15 protein-coding genes and 2 tRNA genes are annotated in these 16,242 nt (G+C 38.9%); 6 read left to right on the top strand and 11 right to left on the bottom strand.

All coding sequences use genetic code 11. The annotated features are described in order from the left end of the window. Positions 1-73: 73 nt before the first annotated feature. Entirely contained in the window at positions 74-805 is a 732-nt protein-coding gene (locus ABFU83_RS01565; RefSeq protein ID WP_347068375.1) for a DUF4369 domain-containing protein, read from the top strand. Positions 806-926: 121 nt separating this feature from the next. On the opposite strand, the gene ABFU83_RS01560 is transcribed toward ABFU83_RS01565, so the two are convergent. The 9 genes from ABFU83_RS01560 to idi form a co-directional block, all read right to left on the bottom strand. Next, a complete protein-coding gene (locus tag ABFU83_RS01560) occupies positions 927-3,422 on the bottom strand; it encodes a M43 family zinc metalloprotease (RefSeq protein ID WP_347068374.1) in 2,496 nt (831 codons plus the stop codon). Positions 3,423-3,426: 4 nt separating this feature from the next. Then, positions 3,427-4,710 (bottom strand): hypothetical protein, encoded by a 1,284-nt coding sequence (locus ABFU83_RS01555; RefSeq protein ID WP_347068372.1) that lies wholly within the window; start codon positions 4,708-4,710, stop codon positions 3,427-3,429. Between the two features lie 718 nt (positions 4,711-5,428). Further along, positions 5,429-5,502: transfer RNA gene (locus ABFU83_RS01550), tRNA-Thr, on the bottom strand. Between the two features lie 85 nt (positions 5,503-5,587). Next, positions 5,588-5,661, bottom strand: a tRNA-Thr gene (locus ABFU83_RS01545). A gap of 79 nt (positions 5,662-5,740) precedes the next feature. Further along, a complete protein-coding gene (locus ABFU83_RS01540) occupies positions 5,741-6,007 on the bottom strand; it encodes a hypothetical protein (RefSeq protein ID WP_300486244.1) in 267 nt (88 codons plus the stop codon). 56 nt (positions 6,008-6,063) lie between these two features. After that, a complete protein-coding gene (locus tag ABFU83_RS01535; RefSeq protein WP_347068370.1) occupies positions 6,064-7,032 on the bottom strand; it encodes a type I phosphomannose isomerase catalytic subunit in 969 nt (322 codons plus the stop codon). An 89-nt stretch (positions 7,033-7,121) separates the two neighbouring features. Further along, positions 7,122-7,577 carry a peroxiredoxin gene (locus ABFU83_RS01530; RefSeq protein WP_347068368.1) on the bottom strand — a complete coding sequence of 152 codons (456 nt, stop codon included), beginning with the start codon at positions 7,575-7,577 and terminating at the stop codon, positions 7,122-7,124. 1 nt (position 7,578) lies between these two features. Continuing rightward, positions 7,579-7,989, bottom strand: coding sequence for a 6-carboxytetrahydropterin synthase (locus tag ABFU83_RS01525; protein ID WP_347068366.1), 411 nt, complete (start codon positions 7,987-7,989; stop codon positions 7,579-7,581). 9 nt (positions 7,990-7,998) lie between these two features. Beyond that, positions 7,999-8,526, bottom strand: coding sequence for an isopentenyl-diphosphate Delta-isomerase (idi, locus tag ABFU83_RS01520; RefSeq protein WP_347068364.1), 528 nt, complete (start codon positions 8,524-8,526; stop codon positions 7,999-8,001). A 149-nt stretch (positions 8,527-8,675) separates the two neighbouring features. On the opposite strand from idi, the gene ABFU83_RS01515 reads away from it, so the two are divergent. Then, positions 8,676-9,155: an N-acetyltransferase gene (locus ABFU83_RS01515; protein ID WP_347068362.1), complete on the top strand. Its 480-nt coding sequence runs from the start codon at positions 8,676-8,678 to the stop codon at positions 9,153-9,155. Positions 9,156-9,220: 65 nt separating this feature from the next. Further along, a complete protein-coding gene (locus ABFU83_RS01510; protein WP_347068360.1) occupies positions 9,221-10,159 on the top strand; it encodes a S41 family peptidase in 939 nt (312 codons plus the stop codon). A gap of 3 nt (positions 10,160-10,162) precedes the next feature. On the opposite strand, the gene ABFU83_RS01505 is transcribed toward ABFU83_RS01510, so the two are convergent. Beyond that, the gene (locus ABFU83_RS01505) at positions 10,163-11,725 is read right to left on the bottom strand and encodes an FAD-dependent protein (protein ID WP_347068358.1); all 1,563 of its coding nucleotides are present in this window, start codon (positions 11,723-11,725) and stop codon (positions 10,163-10,165) included. 129 nt (positions 11,726-11,854) lie between these two features. Between ABFU83_RS01505 and ABFU83_RS01500 the strand changes: the two genes are divergently transcribed. Next, complete coding sequence (locus ABFU83_RS01500) at positions 11,855-12,094, top strand: hypothetical protein (RefSeq protein WP_300486259.1); 240 nt, start codon at positions 11,855-11,857, stop codon at positions 12,092-12,094. 80 nt (positions 12,095-12,174) lie between these two features. Here ABFU83_RS01500 and recQ read toward each other — a convergent pair whose 3' ends face one another. After that, positions 12,175-14,370 carry a DNA helicase RecQ gene (gene recQ / locus ABFU83_RS01495; RefSeq protein WP_347068356.1) on the bottom strand — a complete coding sequence of 732 codons (2,196 nt, stop codon included), beginning with the start codon at positions 14,368-14,370 and terminating at the stop codon, positions 12,175-12,177. Positions 14,371-14,457: 87 nt separating this feature from the next. Between recQ and ABFU83_RS01490 the strand changes: the two genes are divergently transcribed. Further along, positions 14,458-15,423: a KpsF/GutQ family sugar-phosphate isomerase gene (locus ABFU83_RS01490; RefSeq protein WP_347068354.1), complete on the top strand. Its 966-nt coding sequence runs from the start codon at positions 14,458-14,460 to the stop codon at positions 15,421-15,423. Next, positions 15,423-16,241 carry a twin-arginine translocase subunit TatC gene (gene tatC / locus ABFU83_RS01485; protein ID WP_347068352.1) on the top strand — a complete coding sequence of 273 codons (819 nt, stop codon included), beginning with the start codon at positions 15,423-15,425 and terminating at the stop codon, positions 16,239-16,241. Before ABFU83_RS01490 ends, tatC begins: the two co-directional genes overlap by 1 nt. Position 16,242: the final 1 nt, after the last annotated feature.

Below are 16,242 nucleotides of genomic sequence, written 5' to 3'. Positions count from 1 at the left end.
ACTATTTGTATCACATCCCTAGTAACTCATTATTTTTTTCTTTACTTTGCACTCTTTAAAAATCGCTTTTACAATGAAAAAAACACTGATAACCTTATGTACTGTCGCTTTACTCGCCACAGCCTGTAAAAAAGAAGCCGAAACGGGCAACAGCCTTCATCTTACAGGAACGGTAGACGGACTCAAACAAGGGAAACTATATCTAAAGAAAATAGTTGACACTTCTTTTGTTACGATCGACAGTTTTACGATTAAAGGGAATTCTAATTTCGAAAGCACTTTAAAAATTGATCATCCGGAAATGTACTATCTGTTTTTAGACCGTGGTACTTCAAAGTCGCTTGACAACAGTCTGATGTTTTTTGCAGAACCTGGAAATATGACGATCAAAACAACCTTAAAAGAATTTTACGCAAAAACTAAGGTTACCGGCTCTAAAAACAACGAGCTGTATGAAGATTACAAAAAAATAAAATCGCGTTATACAGACGAAGAAAATCAGGCATTGAGTATGATGCTATTTGCGGAGAAGATGCGTGACGCCAAAATGCTGGACAGTCTTAAAGATCGCAATGAAAAATTGATAATCCGACGTTATCTGAGTGCGGTTAATTTTGCCGTAAACAATGCGAAATACGACGTAGCTCCTTATATTGCGTTAACCGATATTTACGATGCTAATATCAAATATCTGGATACGATTCAGAAATCATTATCACCGGAAGTGTCGCATTCACATTACGGAAAATTATTACAGGAATTTATCAACAAACGCAAACAACAGGAAGCAGGTACTTCCAAATAAAAACATAAAAAGCGGCTTAATGATAAGCCGCTTTTTTAATCGTTATAGCCAGGTGGAGATACCCAACCCAATTGGAACGGTTATCACTTTCGACATTTTTAGTATATAAGGCACTTTATATTTATTGAGATCGTAAGAACTTTATTTTCTCTGCCCTACCCTCATCACTAATATAGGTTAATAGATATAATTCGTTTTTTTGAAAAAAATGAGACTTTATCGGAAAATAATTCTGTCCCTTTTCTACTGAAATTCGTTTTTTATACACTTGATTGGCATAAATATCAGATATTCGGATTGTTGCTTTTTCGGATATATCAGAAATAATTTCCAAATTATAGTATCCAATTTGAGAATTAGGATATAACATCCTGATAGAAAATTCATCGTTTGCTATACTTCTTTTTCTTCTAGGGTGCTTATCTATTCTTTGATCGATTACGTGAATATCTATCTTATCAGGATCAACACTTCCATCGTAAACATGTGCAATTACGAATAAATTTGGTTTTGTATTGATTCTATGTATCATTCGTTCTACTTGTCCTTTTGTAAAAAGCCATCTGCAAGGTCCATAGTCCATAATATTTTCAATTTGCCTTCTTACTCCGTTACACATAGTAGGGTTCTGGCAGGGATTATCTATACCTCTTTCATTCAAACCGCCGGGATCTCTTAAATACCAAAGTGCTCCTTCTGCGGGTGGAGTATCCGCAACAAGGTCGCCACCACCGGCTTGAGCACATCCGCCATCAAATGGATGATCTAAATCAAAATAGTGACCAAATTCATGCGCTAGAGTACTTCCCGGACTCCCATATACAGCAACAGCATCATTAAACATTCTGCTATACGAAAAAATGGTGTAATCGTTATCCGAAATTGTTGCACCCCCATTACTTGACACTCCTCGGATTACTCGTTCACTTGGTGCTGCAGGAGGATAAAATCTTACTAAAGAATGTATATAGATTAACTGCATTGTTTCTGCATCATTAGAATTCACTCCGGCTTCATTTTCATAAGCATCCATCTGCGACTGTACCTGATAATTATATCTTTCTGCAGTTGCTTTTTTTATAATTAAATCAACCTTTTGAAATAAAATTCTTGCGTTACCAATTTCTGCTGTTATAGCTGCATTTTTTATATTTCCTGTTTTAGCAGTGTAATACTTATTCATCTCTTTTATATAGTTCCCAATTTGTTCCTTATAAAATGTACCCTCTCTGGAATCCTCAGGCGCCTCTAAAACGGTGACTTTTAATTTTTTTATAATTTTATATTCCTGAAGTTCTTCAGTACCATCAATAAAATCCTGCTCTATATTATCGGCTACTCCTGGTATCTTGATGTCATATAACGTAGCATCTTTAATCGTCACCTTTATAAGTATGGGTTGTCTTCCTGTTTTCAAATTCGTTATGACATCCCGGCATGGAGCTGTCTGATCTCTAAATTTGCCATAATCATAAATAGCGCCTATATTCCATGCCAACCATACCACACCTCTAAAAAGAGGATTTTCGCACAGATTGATTTCCCAACCACTTCTGGAATTGCCTCCCAGTAATTTTACATTATTGGAATTGGTTGTTCCTAATACCCGATAGCTTCCATCGCTATTTTTGTCAAATCCGTATGGAACTGTAGTTATTTTTTCTACATAATCATTACTATTTGTAATATCGCTATAGGCTTTATATACTAATTTAGCTCTGTAATCCCCCTCTTTTAGATATATTTTTTGAATTCCATCATACTCAAAAGGGTCATAGGCATAAACTTCAACCGTAATTTTCCCTCCCGGTTTATCAATTGTCCCTTTAATACCTCCGGACAGATCGGCGTTTAAAGCCAGTAAACTACTATAATCAAGGGTAACCATATCCCTCTGAGTACTACCCAGATTGGTTTTCGGGTTTAATGAATAAAAGACCTTCTCTCCGGTTACTTTATTTTTTTTGCTTTTATATACTCTTGGACGACCTGAAAAACCATTAATTTCAGAGAAAGGTGGTTCCAGAACATAGTTATAGGAAACTTCGTGAAATCCTATTTTTTTTAATTCGAGTTCTAATATTGCAACTTCCAAACTCATCTTGCTAAAACCATAAACAATAATTCTCCCCAACCCGTCTTTTCGAATCATCCTGGCCATTTCCTGAGCTGTATTTTTCTGAATGGGTGCTCCCATTAAAGTAATAGTCGTTACTCTGTCATTCTGAACATAGTTGGAAAGTCCCAAATCATCATTATAGCTAGAAACCGGTATTCTATTCGGTATTTTTCTCCCCCTATCAGGCCCTTTACTTACCAATTGATATTGATGATTAATATTATAGGCATTTTTAAATCCTGAAACGACATTATTATCTACAATTCTTCCCTCTCCATAAAAATCAATTAAAGGAATATAAGAATCCGACGACGGAATTGGATTCACTATCGTGCCATATGAAAAATATTCCTGATTAGAATAAGGATATTGAAGATTTTCATTTGTATTATAATTCGGAAGCTGACTATTCAGCCATGTCGATCGGGTTCTACCCTGCGAAAAAAGCAATGTTAATTTTAAAAGTAGTAGCACTATAAAAAATAAATGTTTTTTCATATACTTATTGTTTATAATTGACACATCCTTTTTTCATTTCTTTTATTTCTTCGCTTAACGAAATAGTGTATAACGTAAGTTCTTCTATTTTTTGCAACAAAATCATATTCATTTGATGCGCTGTATAGCCGTTCTCTTTTACGCTTTCTGCCGATGGTATATCCGGTAAATGGTTGTTTTGATTGATAAATTTTTTTACTTCTTCCAAAGGCATCAAATCATAATCGGAATTAAAAACATCATCGCGCCATACAGCGACACCAGCAAATGCAAAATCTTCCGAAACAATACCTTTTTCGACCCAAAGGCAATACTTGGATAAATAGCTCTCATTGAATTTTGATAATTTTCCTGCAGCAGCTAAATCTGCTTTGGGACCTATATAAGTAGTTCCGGCAACTGTTAACGCAGCATCCTTAACATGGCTCATCGTGTTAACCGACATATATATATCATCTGTCAATGTACCGTTATCACAGATAATGTTACTGGATTTTATCATAACATCATCATTGCCATCTCCAATAGTTATTTTATTTCCTGTTTTGGATTCTACAAACATACCTCTCTCATCTCCGGAACTTGTTAAAAAGGTCGCATCTCTTGCAACATGAACATTAAAATTATCTTCCGTATTACTATAATTTCTATCATTAATATAATTCTGAACCCTAAAATCTCCCCTAAGATGAAGTGCTGTAGCTGGTTCTGGTGTTCCAATTCCAACCTTCCCATTTTTTTGAATTCGCATTAATTCCCTTCCGTACGATTCTGGTTCATTGGTAATATCGGCACCTTTAGAATCGATAAAACGAAAACCATCTGCATTGGAAATCGTGGAAGGATTTAGGGGTGACCTAGGATTAATTGTAAGATTCAAAAAGTGATTTTTCCCATAAAATATACAAGATCGTTCATCTCGTTTTGTTAAGAACAGAAATGGTAAAATGCTCTCATCCGTAGTAGATGATCGATGATCGTTTGCAGAAAGTGAGAACAATGCATGCCCTGTTTCAGTAGGTATTTCAAGCGATATGCAATTACCTCTAACGACTCTTAACTGCATAAATAAATCTGCAAAACAGTTACCTCCATGATTCCACCATCTAAAACCTTCTCCTTCGGGAAGATTCTGAGCATCATCAATCGTCCATGACCAACCTTTTCTACTTACATAACTGTCATAGGAATCATCCGAACTTGCATTATATTGTGCATTAATATTCGTGAACAATGGTAACATGAGCGCCATTATCAAAAACTGTAGTTTAAATTTTTGTTTTTTCATTTGATTATACATCTTAAGATTTACTTCTTCTCCTTTGGGATTACAGTATCCCCGTTAGCATAGAATTATCCGGTCATCATGGCTTTTATTTAGAAAAATAAAACTTCAATTATTTATCTTTTTAGCCATTAGCTACCAACCGATGGGAGAATAGGGTACAATAGCATTTTCACTTACTTTTTTTCCCACATTTTAAAAGCGAAGGATCTAAAAAATCTAACATCCGTAAAAGGAATACCTGGAGAAATCCCAAATAAATCATGAACATCTCCGGATATTGTTATTCCGGGAGTTAGTTACTATTCGTTTTTATAAAGGGAAGTACCAGACATTGAATGGTCGTCACGAATTGTATTCGCTAGTTATTGAAGTTTTTCAAAAGGTGTAAACAGAGGAAATTTGTGAGGCATTGTAATTAAAGAAGGGACAATTAATTAAAACTACCATAATACAATTCACCAATATTATATTCGGTTTTAATTTTGACATACTATCGAAGTTATCAAAAAATATACTATTAAAAAAGGTAATCCAGAGACTGTTATAAGACTTTTGCAATCGTACGCTCAATTATCTACTTAGCACGAGCACTACGTCTAATAGAAGGATTCCGGGCGGTATCGTCCTAAAAAACAAAAGGGATTACCTTACGGTAATCCCTTAAACCTTTATAAATAAAAAAACCACTTTCTTCAAGTGGCTTAAAGATAGATGATTGAGCCGATGGAGGGACTCGAACCCACGACCTGCTGATTACAAATCAGCTGCTCTAGCCAGCTGAGCTACACCGGCGTCTCAAATCAGTTTAAATACTAGGTCAATTAAAAATGTCCTGTATTTTATTTTCAATAAAACCACAAAAAGTGGCAAAAAATTGAGCCGATGGAGGGACTCGAACCCACGACCTGCTGATTACAAATCAGCTGCTCTAGCCAGCTGAGCTACACCGGCGTCTCAATTCGGTTGCAAATATAAGGCTGTTTTTGAAACTTCCAAATATTTTTTGAGCACTTTTTATTGATTTTTCAGACTACAGCGCGTTAACTTTATCAACCAACTGATTTGCAGCCTCTTCTAATTCTTTATTAATTTGCTTAAAATGCGCTTTTTTATTTTCAACATTCTTCTGGTTCACTTTAGTAACCAAATTATCGAATGTTGCGATCGCTTCCGTTACCAAGGCATCTGAAGCTTCTGTTGGTTTACCAGTGGTCGTCATCTCCCAAATGTAAACTGCTTCGATAATATCACCTAAAACGTAATTGATGTCTTTTTTTAAATTTCTAACGCTTGCCATTTTTCTAATGTTTAAAATTTCGATGGCAAAATTACAACTATTCTTTTGATTACATATTAAGAAATGAATATTTCTAATAGCGAAGCAGATCCACTAAGCTGAAAATCGGTTATTACAGCCGGAATCAACACCGTATCACCTTTTTGAAAAGCAGTTATCATTCCATGGGTTCGAATGGAAAAAGTACCTTCAGTACAAACCAGAACCGTAAAAGAATCGGCTGTTTTTTGAAAATCCAATGCCCCATCCAATGGAATAAAATTAGTTGTAAAATACGGACAGTCAATTACCGGGTTAGCCGTATTCACTATTTTAGAATACTCACATTTTGTATTTGAAACGGTATAATCGATCGCATCCAAGGCCAAATCGATATGTAATTCCCGCGATTTTCCTTCGGCATCAACACGATCCCAATCGTATACGCGATAGGTAATATCGGATGTCTGTTGTATTTCTGCGATCACGATTCCGGCACCAATTGCATGAATAGTTCCTGTTTCCAGAAAAAAAACATCGCCGGGAGCCACTTTTATTTCTTTCAGTATCTTGGTCAGGGTTTTGTGTTCCAGATGGTACAGGTATTCTTCGGGAGACGCTTCTTTTTCAAATCCTACGATAATCCGCGAATCCGGGTCGGCCTGCATCACATACCACATTTCGGTTTTTCCGAAGGAATTATGACGAATACGCGCCAGTTCATCGTTCGGATGTAACTGAATCGACAAATCCTCTTTGGCATCCAAAAACTTAAATAATAAAGGAAAGGCTGTTCCAAATGTTGCATAAACCTTTTTTCCTAACAAAGCCTCCGGATCCATATCCAAAATTTCTTCCAAAGATTTCCCAGCCAGTTTTCCATTTTCGACAACACTAATATCGCCGGGAACAGTAGATATTTCCCAACTTTCACCAGTAGTTAGTGATACGATGTCTTTATGTAGTAAGGACGATAATTTGGTACCTCCCCAAATTCTGTCTTTTAAAATGGGGGAAAATAATAACGGATACCAATCTATTGCCATAAATCTATTAATTCATTTTATTAGATTAGCAAAAATGCAAAAAAGTTTTGTAAATAACCAACACAAACATTTATTAGTTGCGTTAAAACTTATTCCATCGATCGGATCGCCTCAAGGGCTTTGGGCATATGCTGACTTGCGTTCATACTATTAAACACCAAACGAACAATTCCGGCACGGTCTACAATGTAGGTTACCCGTCCCGGTAATAGCCCTAGCAAATTTGTCGGAACCCCAAATTGTTTTCGGATTACATTTCCTTTATCGGCCAACAAAATAAAAGGGAGTTTATAGCGACTGGCAAATTTCTGATGCGAAGTACTACTATCGCCGCTTATTCCGATTATTTCAGCTCCCAAATCGGAAAAATCTTCATAACTATCCCGGAAAGCACAGGCTTCTTTGGTACAACCAGGTGTATCGTCTTTGGGATAAAAATAGATCACCAGTGGTTTTTTACCCAAAAGAGTATTTATCGAAAAAACAGCACCATTAGCGTCTGTCGTTTCAAATTCCGGAATACGGTCGCCCACTTTTATGCGCATCTTATTTTCCGTTATAGGTTACAAAATTTCGTGGTGTTTCATAAAGCACCACTTCTAAATCCTTATTGGTTGCTATTTCTTTTCGGAGCTTATCCCATATCACAACAGCGATATGCTCGGCAGTGGGATTCAGGTTTTCAAATTCCGGCACATCAAGATTCAGGTTTTTATGATCCAATCGTTCTTCCACTTCCCGTTGAATAATAGCAGCCAATTCGCCAAGATCCATAACATAACCGGTTTCCGGATCGATTTCACCGGTAACACTTACAATAAGTTCATAGTTATGCCCGTGGTAATTGGGATTGTTGCATTTTCCAAAAACGGCCTGGTTTTTTTCGAAGGTCCAATCTTTACGATACAATCGGTGGGCGGCATTAAAATGGGCTTTACGGCTAACAGTTACTCTCATGTTTCTATTTTAAACTTTATGTGCTTCCAGGTAATGGTAAAACTTATCGAAGATGATTTTAAACCAAACCGTATAGATTTCCGGATGTAATTCCATATCTTCTTTAACCGCCTCAATGGTCATCCATTTCCAGTTTTCCACTTCGTCCGGGTTAATTTGCGGTACTTCATTATAATACCCAATCATCACGTGATCCAGTTCGTGTTCTGTCAATCCATTATCAAAAGGCGCTTTATAGATAAAGGAAAAAAGCTCTTTTAACTCGGTTGTAAACCCCATTTCTTCCTGTAATCGACGCGATCCGGCCTGGACATTATTTTCCCCTTCCCGTTGATGACTGCAACAGGTATTGGTCCATAATAACGGCGAATGGTATTTATGATGCGCTCTTTGCTGCAACATGATTTCGTTTTTATCGTTCAGCACAAAAACCGAAAAGGCACGATGCAACAACGCTTTTTCATGCGCTTCCATTTTCGGCATCAATCCTATGGGTTCGTCTTTTTCGTTTACTAATATTACTTTCTCTTCTGTCATAGCTTCGGATTACCTGCCAAAAATACAAAAAAGAAACGGTTTATATCGCTTTCAATCACCGTTGCCGGTACTAAAAAAAGAGTTGTATTTTCCGATAATTTAACAGTATTTTTGAGTACCTTCATTATACAACGTCAAATTAAAAACAAATGAATATTCAGATCCGTCGTTATCAGGATAGCGATAAACCACAACTTATAGCCCTTTTAAAGCGAAACATTCCCGATTATTTTGCACCGAGCGAAGAAGCCGATTTTGCAGAATATCTGGACCGGCATCTGGAATACTATTTTGTAGTTGAAGTTGATAGCATTGTATTGGGTTCCGGTGGCGTTAACTTGACCGAAGACCGCAAAACAGCCAAAATATCCTGGGATCTTTTTCATCCCGATAGTCAGGGCAAAGGATTGGGATCGGCTTTAACCCGATTCCGAATTCAGCAAATCCAGGCCATCGACGGAATCGAACTGATATCTGTACGCACCTCACAACTGGTCTATCCATTTTACCAGAAATTTGGTTTTAAAACCAAAGCTGTCGTAAAAGACTATTGGGATATCGGTTTTGATCTGGTTCAAATGGAACGCCCGTTACACCATCCCATCGACAACCCGCAACAATCTGAATAAAGCGTTAAAGCCTGTTATTCCCGATACGAGTTATAGTATCTTTACCGATAATTAAAAATCCTGTCATGCGGTCGTTATTTATTTTAGTACTTATTGCCACATTATTTTCCGGTTGCCGGGAGAAAGAACAAAGCATTTCTCCGGAAGCAAAAAACTATCTGAATGAAGTGATCACGTTACTGGAAAACAAATCCGTCAATCGGAAACACATCGACTGGACAAAATTCAGAACCGATGTACTGGCGCATGCCGGAAAAGCAACAACCGTACAGGAAGCCCATCTATCGGTTATGTATGCCTTGCAATTATTAAAAGATCGTCATAGTTCCTTTAATACACCGCAACCGGAAAATGCCGATAATGAAATAATCCCGAAAATACCATCGGGCACAATCCCAAAAGACATTGGTTATTTATATCTCGGCAATTGCCCGAAAGACGAAGATGAGATTGAAATGTACCGTCAGCAAATAATCCAACAGATTATAGAACAGGACAAACGCCCGACAAAAGGCTGGATTATAGATATAAGAGGAAACAACAGCGGATCAATCAGTCCGATGCTCGCTGCAATTGCACCTATATTAGGCAACGGAACCGTTGGTTATTTTATAAACGACACCAATGAAGAGCCATGGATTAGTGAAAACGGAAAAATATTTTACGGGAATACGCTTGTAGAAGATCTTCACGAATTTTATAAATTAAAGAACAACACGCCTCCAGTAGCTATACTAACCGACGATACTACCCGAAATTCAGGCGAGGCAATTGCCGTTGCATTTAAAGGACGACCAAAAACCAGAAGTTTTGGAACCACAACCTATAGCGCTTCCACCCTTAACGAAACCTATATACTTTCGGATGGCGCTACGATTTCAATCACGACGGGTTATTTTGCCGATCGCAACAAAACGCTATATAAAAACGGCATCACTCCCGATGCGGAAGCTTCATCCGATCAGGTCGTTTCAAAAGCCTTACTATGGCTTAAAAAGCAGTAAAAATTATCGCGCTATACTTTCTGCTACCTTCAAGGCGCATTTTTCACCATCGATGGCTGCAGAAATAATTCCACCGGCATATCCGGCTCCTTCGCCACAAGGATAAAGTCCTTTAATTTGTAAATGTTCTAAACTTTCGTTATCACGCGGAATACGAACCGGTGAAGAAGTACGACTTTCCGGTGCATGTAAAATCGCCTCATTTGTCAGATAGCCTTTCATCGATTTTCCAAAGTCAACAAAACCTTCGCGCATAATCTGCGTTAAAAATCCCGGAAATACCTGACCTAATTCCACAGAAGTCGTTCCCGGAACATAAGATGTTTTTGGAATAGACGTTGATACTTTATGTTGTGTAAAATCGACCATACGTTGTGCCGGCACTTTTTGAGTTTCTCCGGCCAGATGCCATGCTTTTTGTTCGATTGCCTTTTGGAATTCCATTCCCGCCAGAGCACCAAATTTAGCAAACGGCTTAAAATCTTCCAGTTTTAATTCGACTACAATACCGGAATTTGCGGTTTCCTGATCCCTTTTCGAAGGCGACCATCCATTGGTCACCACTTCGCCGGGACTGGTAGCACAAGGCGCGATAACACCACCCGGACACATACAAAAAGAATACATGCCACGGCCATTTACCTGCTTTACGATCGAATATGGCGCCGGCGGCAAAAATTCACCTCTAAAATCACAGGAATACTGAATACTATCAATTAAGGATTGCGGATGCTCTGCACGAACGCCCAACGCAAACGGTTTGGCTTCGATCAGGATTTTTTTCCGATCCAGTAATTCAAAAATATCACGAGCCGAATGTCCGGTAGCCAAGATGATCTTCTGCGCCAACAGTTGTTCTCCGGTATGAATTTCCACACCGTACACTTCATTATTCTTAACCAGGATATCGGTAACACGGGTTTCGAACAAGACTTTCCCACCACATTCAATGATCTTTTCCCGTATGTCCTGAATAATTTTCGGCAATTTATTGGTTCCGATATGCGGATGCGCTTCCACCAATATATCCGGCGAGGCACCGTAGGCCACCAATAATTCCAGAATACGGTTTACATCCCCTCTTTTTTTCGAACGGGTATACAACTTTCCATCGGAATAGGTTCCGGCACCACCTTCTCCAAAACAATAATTGGAATCTTCATCTACAACATGATCCCGGTTGATTGCTTTTAAATCCCTGCGCCTACCGCGAACATCTTTTCCTCTTTCAATAAGAACCGGACACAATCCCAGTTCGATTAATTGCAAAGCCGCAAAAAGTCCGGCAGGACCTGCGCCAATCACAATTACCTCCTGAGTATTGGTTACATTTTTATAATCCGGCAAATCGATTTTGATTTCCGTAAATTTTTCATCCGTAAAATACACCGCTACTTTCAGGTTGATTTTTACCGAACGCTGACGCGCATCGATAGAACGTTTCAGTATCGAAACATGCTGAATATCCGAAACATTGCTCTGTACCAACCTGGCAATATGTTGCTGCAATAATTCCTGATTTGCTGCTACATCCGGAGCAACCTGTATTTGTAATTCTCTTGGCATTTTATGGATTTGATTTTAAATCAGACTGCAAAAATAGTGATTTGGAACCGAAATGATTCCTCCCGATCCATTTTTCAGTTTTACAGCTAAATTATCCTTTGTAATTTTGTTGTTTAAATATAAAAAACAATGTCCAGACAAATAAAACTGATTTGGGATTTTCGCGGACCGGCTGCAGCCAAAACGGCCGAACACCACGAGATTCATTTAAAAGAATATATCGCAATGGAAAAACTACCATTATCCATTACCGGGTTTGAAATACTTAACGAAATGTATGCCATTGCCTATATGGTCGTAACCGACGAAAACATGATTCCGGTTCGCGATGCACTAAAACCACACCGCGGCGAATTGTATTCCGAATAAAGACAAAAACACTTTCCCATAAAAAAACACCTGACAGGTTTTGGAAACCTGTCAGGTGTACTATCTAAAAATATTCTTTTTTAATTGGCTACCTCGCTGATAAACTTAATTCGCATCAGTCGCAACTCTTCAGTATCATAATCGCCGTCGAATTCTTTTAAGGCATCCTTAATATTATCGGATTCGGATTCCATAAAATAATCGTGAATCTCTTCTTGTTGATCATCATCTAAAATATCGTCGATCCAATATTTGATATTCAATTTGGTTCCGGAATATACGATCTGCTCCATTTCCTTTAACAATGCATCCATATCCAGCCCTTTTGATGCGGCAATATCATTTAGCGACAATTTCCTGTCGATATTCTGAATAATATACAGTTTTAAGGCCGAATTGGCTCCCGTTGATTTTACAACAAGATCATCCGGACGAACGATATCATTGTCTTCCACATAACGGGCGATCAGTTCCACGAATTCTTTTCCGTATTTTTTAGCTTTCCCTTCACCAACACCGTGAACATTACTCAGTTCATCCAGGTTGATCGGATATTTTAAAGACATATCTTCCAGCGAAGGATCCTGAAATACCACAAATGGCGGTACTCCTATTTTTTTAGCTACTTTTTTACGCAGGTCTTTCAGCATTCCCATCAGGGTTTCATCTGCCGTTCCCGAAGATTTGGAAGCAGTCACTACGGTTTCATCATCCGACTCGTTGTATTCATGGTCTTCCGACATCAAAAACGAACTTGGATTTTGAATAAAATCCTCCCCTTTTGACGTTAGTTTTAAAACACCGTAGGTTTCAATATCTTTCGACAAAAGACCGTCGACCAAAACCTGACGAATAAGTGCCATCCAGTATTTTTCTTCAAAGTCTTTACCTTTTCCGAAAAACAACTGTGCATCCGTCTTATGCGCTTTAATTATTGCATTAATCTTACCGATCAGCGTAAATATGATTTCTTTGGATTTGTACAACTGTTTGGTATCGCGAACGATTTCCAGTAGTGTCACCACCTGATCCTGTGCTTCGATTTTCTTTTTCGGATTGCGAACATTGTCGTCCATATCGGCACCTTCTCCGTTTACTTCGTCGAATTCTTCTCCGAAATAATGCAACAGGAATTTACGACGCGACATCGACGTTTCGGCGTAGGCCACAACTTCCTGTAACAACGCAAAACCAATTTCCTGTTCGGCTACGGGTTTTCCCGACATGAATTTTTCGAGTTTCTCAATATCTTTATACGAGTAATACGCAACACAATGCCCTTCACCACCGTCACGTCCGGCTCTACCGGTTTCCTGATAGTAACTCTCAAGCGACTTTGGAATATCGTGATGGATCACATAGCGCACATCCGGCTTATCGATTCCCATACCGAAAGCAATGGTTGCCACCACGACTTCCACGTCCTCCATCAGGAACATATCCTGATGTTTGGCTCTGGTTTTGGCATCCAGTCCGGCATGATACGGTACAGCGCTGACACCGTTTACCTGTAATACCTGAGCAATTTCCTCAACCTTTTTACGGCTAAGACAGTAGATAACCCCGGATTTTCCTTTATGTTGTTTGATAAAACGAATGATATCGGATTCGACATTTTTCGTTTTGGTACGCACTTCATAAAACAGATTCGGACGGTTAAAAGATGCTTTAAAAGTATTTGCATCAGTCATGTCCAGGTTTTTTAGAATATCTTCCTGAACTTTAGGAGTTGCCGTAGCGGTTAAACCGATCACCGGCACATCGCCCAGTTGTTTGATAATATTGCGAAGATTGCGGTATTCCGGTCGGAAATCATGTCCCCATTCGGAAATACAGTGGGCTTCATCAATAGCTACAAACGACAAGGGCACTTCCCGTAAAAAGTGGACATATTCTTCTTTGGTCAACGATTCGGGGGCCACATACAGCAGCTTCGTCAATCCGGAAGTAATGTCTTTTTTTACCTGATTAATTTCTGTTTTTGTCAGTGAAGAATTCAAAACGTGGGCAACACCCGCTTCAGAAGACAAGCTTCGAATAGCATCGACCTGATTCTTCATTAAGGCAATCAACGGTGAAACGACGATTGCAGTTCCTTCTAACACCAATGCCGGCAACTGGTAACATAGGGATTTTCCACCACCGGTAGGCATGATAACAAAAGTGTTATTACCTGTAATAATACTTCGAACAACGTCCTCCTGTAAACCTTTGAATTGGTTAAAACCAAAATACTTTTTTAACTCTTTGTGCAAGTCAATTTCGGTTAGTTTCATTATTTATTATACAGTATTTTACATAAATTTGCAGAATATAAAGATACAAAAATCTTTCATACACACAAATTTTATAAAACTTCTGATTTGAGCACTATCGAAAGCATTTTGGCTACAGCCAGAAAAACCATACAATCTGAAAGTGAGAGCATTGCAAATCTGATCAACTACCTGGACGACGATTTTGCAAAAGCCGTAAACCTGATCTACAATAGCAGCGGACGCCTGGTAATAACCGGCATCGGAAAAAGCGCGATTATCGCAACCAAAATAGTGGCAACACTAAACTCCACCGGCACCCCATCGATGTTCCTGCATGCCGCCGAAGCGATACATGGCGATTTAGGAATGGTACAACCCGGCGATGTAGTGATTTGCATTTCCAAAAGCGGAAACAGCCCGGAAATAAAAGTTCTGGTTCCGTTGTTAAAACGCTTCGGAAATCCTTTGATCGGAATGACCGCCAGTACGTCATCTTTTCTGGCAAAAGAATCCGATTATGTTTTAAACGCCTATGTAGAAGCAGAAGCGTGCCCGAATAATCTGGCACCGACCAACAGTACGACCGCACAGTTGGTTTTAGGTGATGCGCTGGCCGTATGCCTGATGGAACTCCGCAATTTTAAAAGCGAGGATTTTGCCAAATACCATCCCGGTGGCGCCTTGGGTAAAAAATTACTGCTTCGCGTAAGCGATATGCTGGATGCTACGCACAAACCGGTAGTTCGTCCGGATGCCGGCATCAAAACCGTGATTATGGAAATTTCCGAAAAACGATTGGGGGTAACTGCTGTAGTCGAAAACGGTAAAATCCTGGGTATTATCACCGATGGTGACATCCGAAGAATGCTAAATAACAGGGATTCTTTTGGCGATCTGACCGCAAAAGACATTATGACTCAAAACCCGAAAATGGTCAAAACTACCGATATGGTTGTTGATGCTTTTAACATCATGGAAAACAATTCCATCACGCAACTGGTTGTTGCAAACGAAGGACACTATATCGGCATCATACATATTCACGACATTTTAAAAGAAGGGATTATCTAATGGGAAAGAAAAAAAGCATGAAAGAAATGTCGTTTCTGGATCATTTGGAAGAACTCCGCTGGCTCCTGATACGAAGTACAATTGCCATTTTAGCGGGTGGATGCGTAGCCTATTATTACAGTGATTTTATTTTCGACTCCGTTATATTTGGCCCGAAAGACGGTAATTTTGTAACCTACCGTTTTTTCTGTGAACTGGCTCAGAAATACGACCTGGATCAAAGTTTTTGTATGACCGAACTTCCGTTTGAACTGCAAAACCGTACGATGGAAGGTCAGTTTGCGATGTTGATCTGGACTTCGATAACCGTTGGATTTATCCTTGCCTTCCCGTTTATCTTATGGGAACTATGGAAATTTATCAGCCCGGCTTTATACGAAAAAGAAAAACGCAACGCCCGATACTTTATTTTTGTATCGTCGCTGCTTTTCTTCCTCGGAGTGATGTTCGGTTATTTTGTGATCACACCACTGTCGATTAACTTCCTGGCCAATCTGACCATTAGTAAATTCGTTGTAAACTCAATCGACATTCAGTCCTATATTGGATTGGTAAAATCCACATCCCTATCGACCGGACTGGTTTTCGAATTACCGATCGTCATTTATTTCCTTTCCCGATTGGGCATTGTCTCTCCGAGCTTTTTAAGAACCTACCGAAAATATGCCTACGTAATAATTTTGATCATTGCTGCCATTGTAACACCTCCGGACGTCATCAGCCAGATGATCGTTACCATTCCGCTGGTAATCCTATACGAACTAAGTATTTTCATTTCTAAGTTTGTAGTGAAGAAACAAGAACTCAAAAACACATAGC

Source organism: Flavobacterium sp. WV_118_3 (genome assembly GCF_039778605.1).
Lineage (GTDB): Bacteria > Bacteroidota > Bacteroidia > Flavobacteriales > Flavobacteriaceae > Flavobacterium.
This window is presented reverse-complemented; position numbering and strand designations above follow the sequence as displayed.

What these genes read in the sequence shown, in the direction of transcription:
- ABFU83_RS01565 (WP_347068375.1), top strand. Translation starts at nt 74, where the DNA reads ATGAAAAAAACACTGATAACCTTATGTACTGTCGCTTTACTCGCCACA.
- ABFU83_RS01560 (WP_347068374.1), bottom strand. Translation starts at nt 3,422, where the DNA reads ATGAAAAAACATTTATTTTTTATAGTGCTACTACTTTTAAAATTAACA.
- ABFU83_RS01555 (WP_347068372.1), bottom strand. Translation starts at nt 4,710, where the DNA reads ATGAAAAAACAAAAATTTAAACTACAGTTTTTGATAATGGCGCTCATG.
- ABFU83_RS01540 (WP_300486244.1), bottom strand. Translation starts at nt 6,007, where the DNA reads ATGGCAAGCGTTAGAAATTTAAAAAAAGACATCAATTACGTTTTAGGT.
- ABFU83_RS01535 (WP_347068370.1), bottom strand. Translation starts at nt 7,032, where the DNA reads ATGGCAATAGATTGGTATCCGTTATTATTTTCCCCCATTTTAAAAGAC.
- ABFU83_RS01530 (WP_347068368.1), bottom strand. Translation starts at nt 7,577, where the DNA reads ATGCGCATAAAAGTGGGCGACCGTATTCCGGAATTTGAAACGACAGAC.
- ABFU83_RS01525 (WP_347068366.1), bottom strand. Translation starts at nt 7,989, where the DNA reads ATGAGAGTAACTGTTAGCCGTAAAGCCCATTTTAATGCCGCCCACCGA.
- idi (WP_347068364.1), bottom strand. Translation starts at nt 8,526, where the DNA reads ATGACAGAAGAGAAAGTAATATTAGTAAACGAAAAAGACGAACCCATA.
- ABFU83_RS01515 (WP_347068362.1), top strand. Translation starts at nt 8,676, where the DNA reads ATGAATATTCAGATCCGTCGTTATCAGGATAGCGATAAACCACAACTT.
- ABFU83_RS01510 (WP_347068360.1), top strand. Translation starts at nt 9,221, where the DNA reads ATGCGGTCGTTATTTATTTTAGTACTTATTGCCACATTATTTTCCGGT.
- ABFU83_RS01505 (WP_347068358.1), bottom strand. Translation starts at nt 11,725, where the DNA reads ATGCCAAGAGAATTACAAATACAGGTTGCTCCGGATGTAGCAGCAAAT.
- ABFU83_RS01500 (WP_300486259.1), top strand. Translation starts at nt 11,855, where the DNA reads ATGTCCAGACAAATAAAACTGATTTGGGATTTTCGCGGACCGGCTGCA.
- recQ (WP_347068356.1), bottom strand. Translation starts at nt 14,370, where the DNA reads ATGAAACTAACCGAAATTGACTTGCACAAAGAGTTAAAAAAGTATTTT.
- tatC (WP_347068352.1), top strand. Translation starts at nt 15,423, where the DNA reads ATGGGAAAGAAAAAAAGCATGAAAGAAATGTCGTTTCTGGATCATTTG.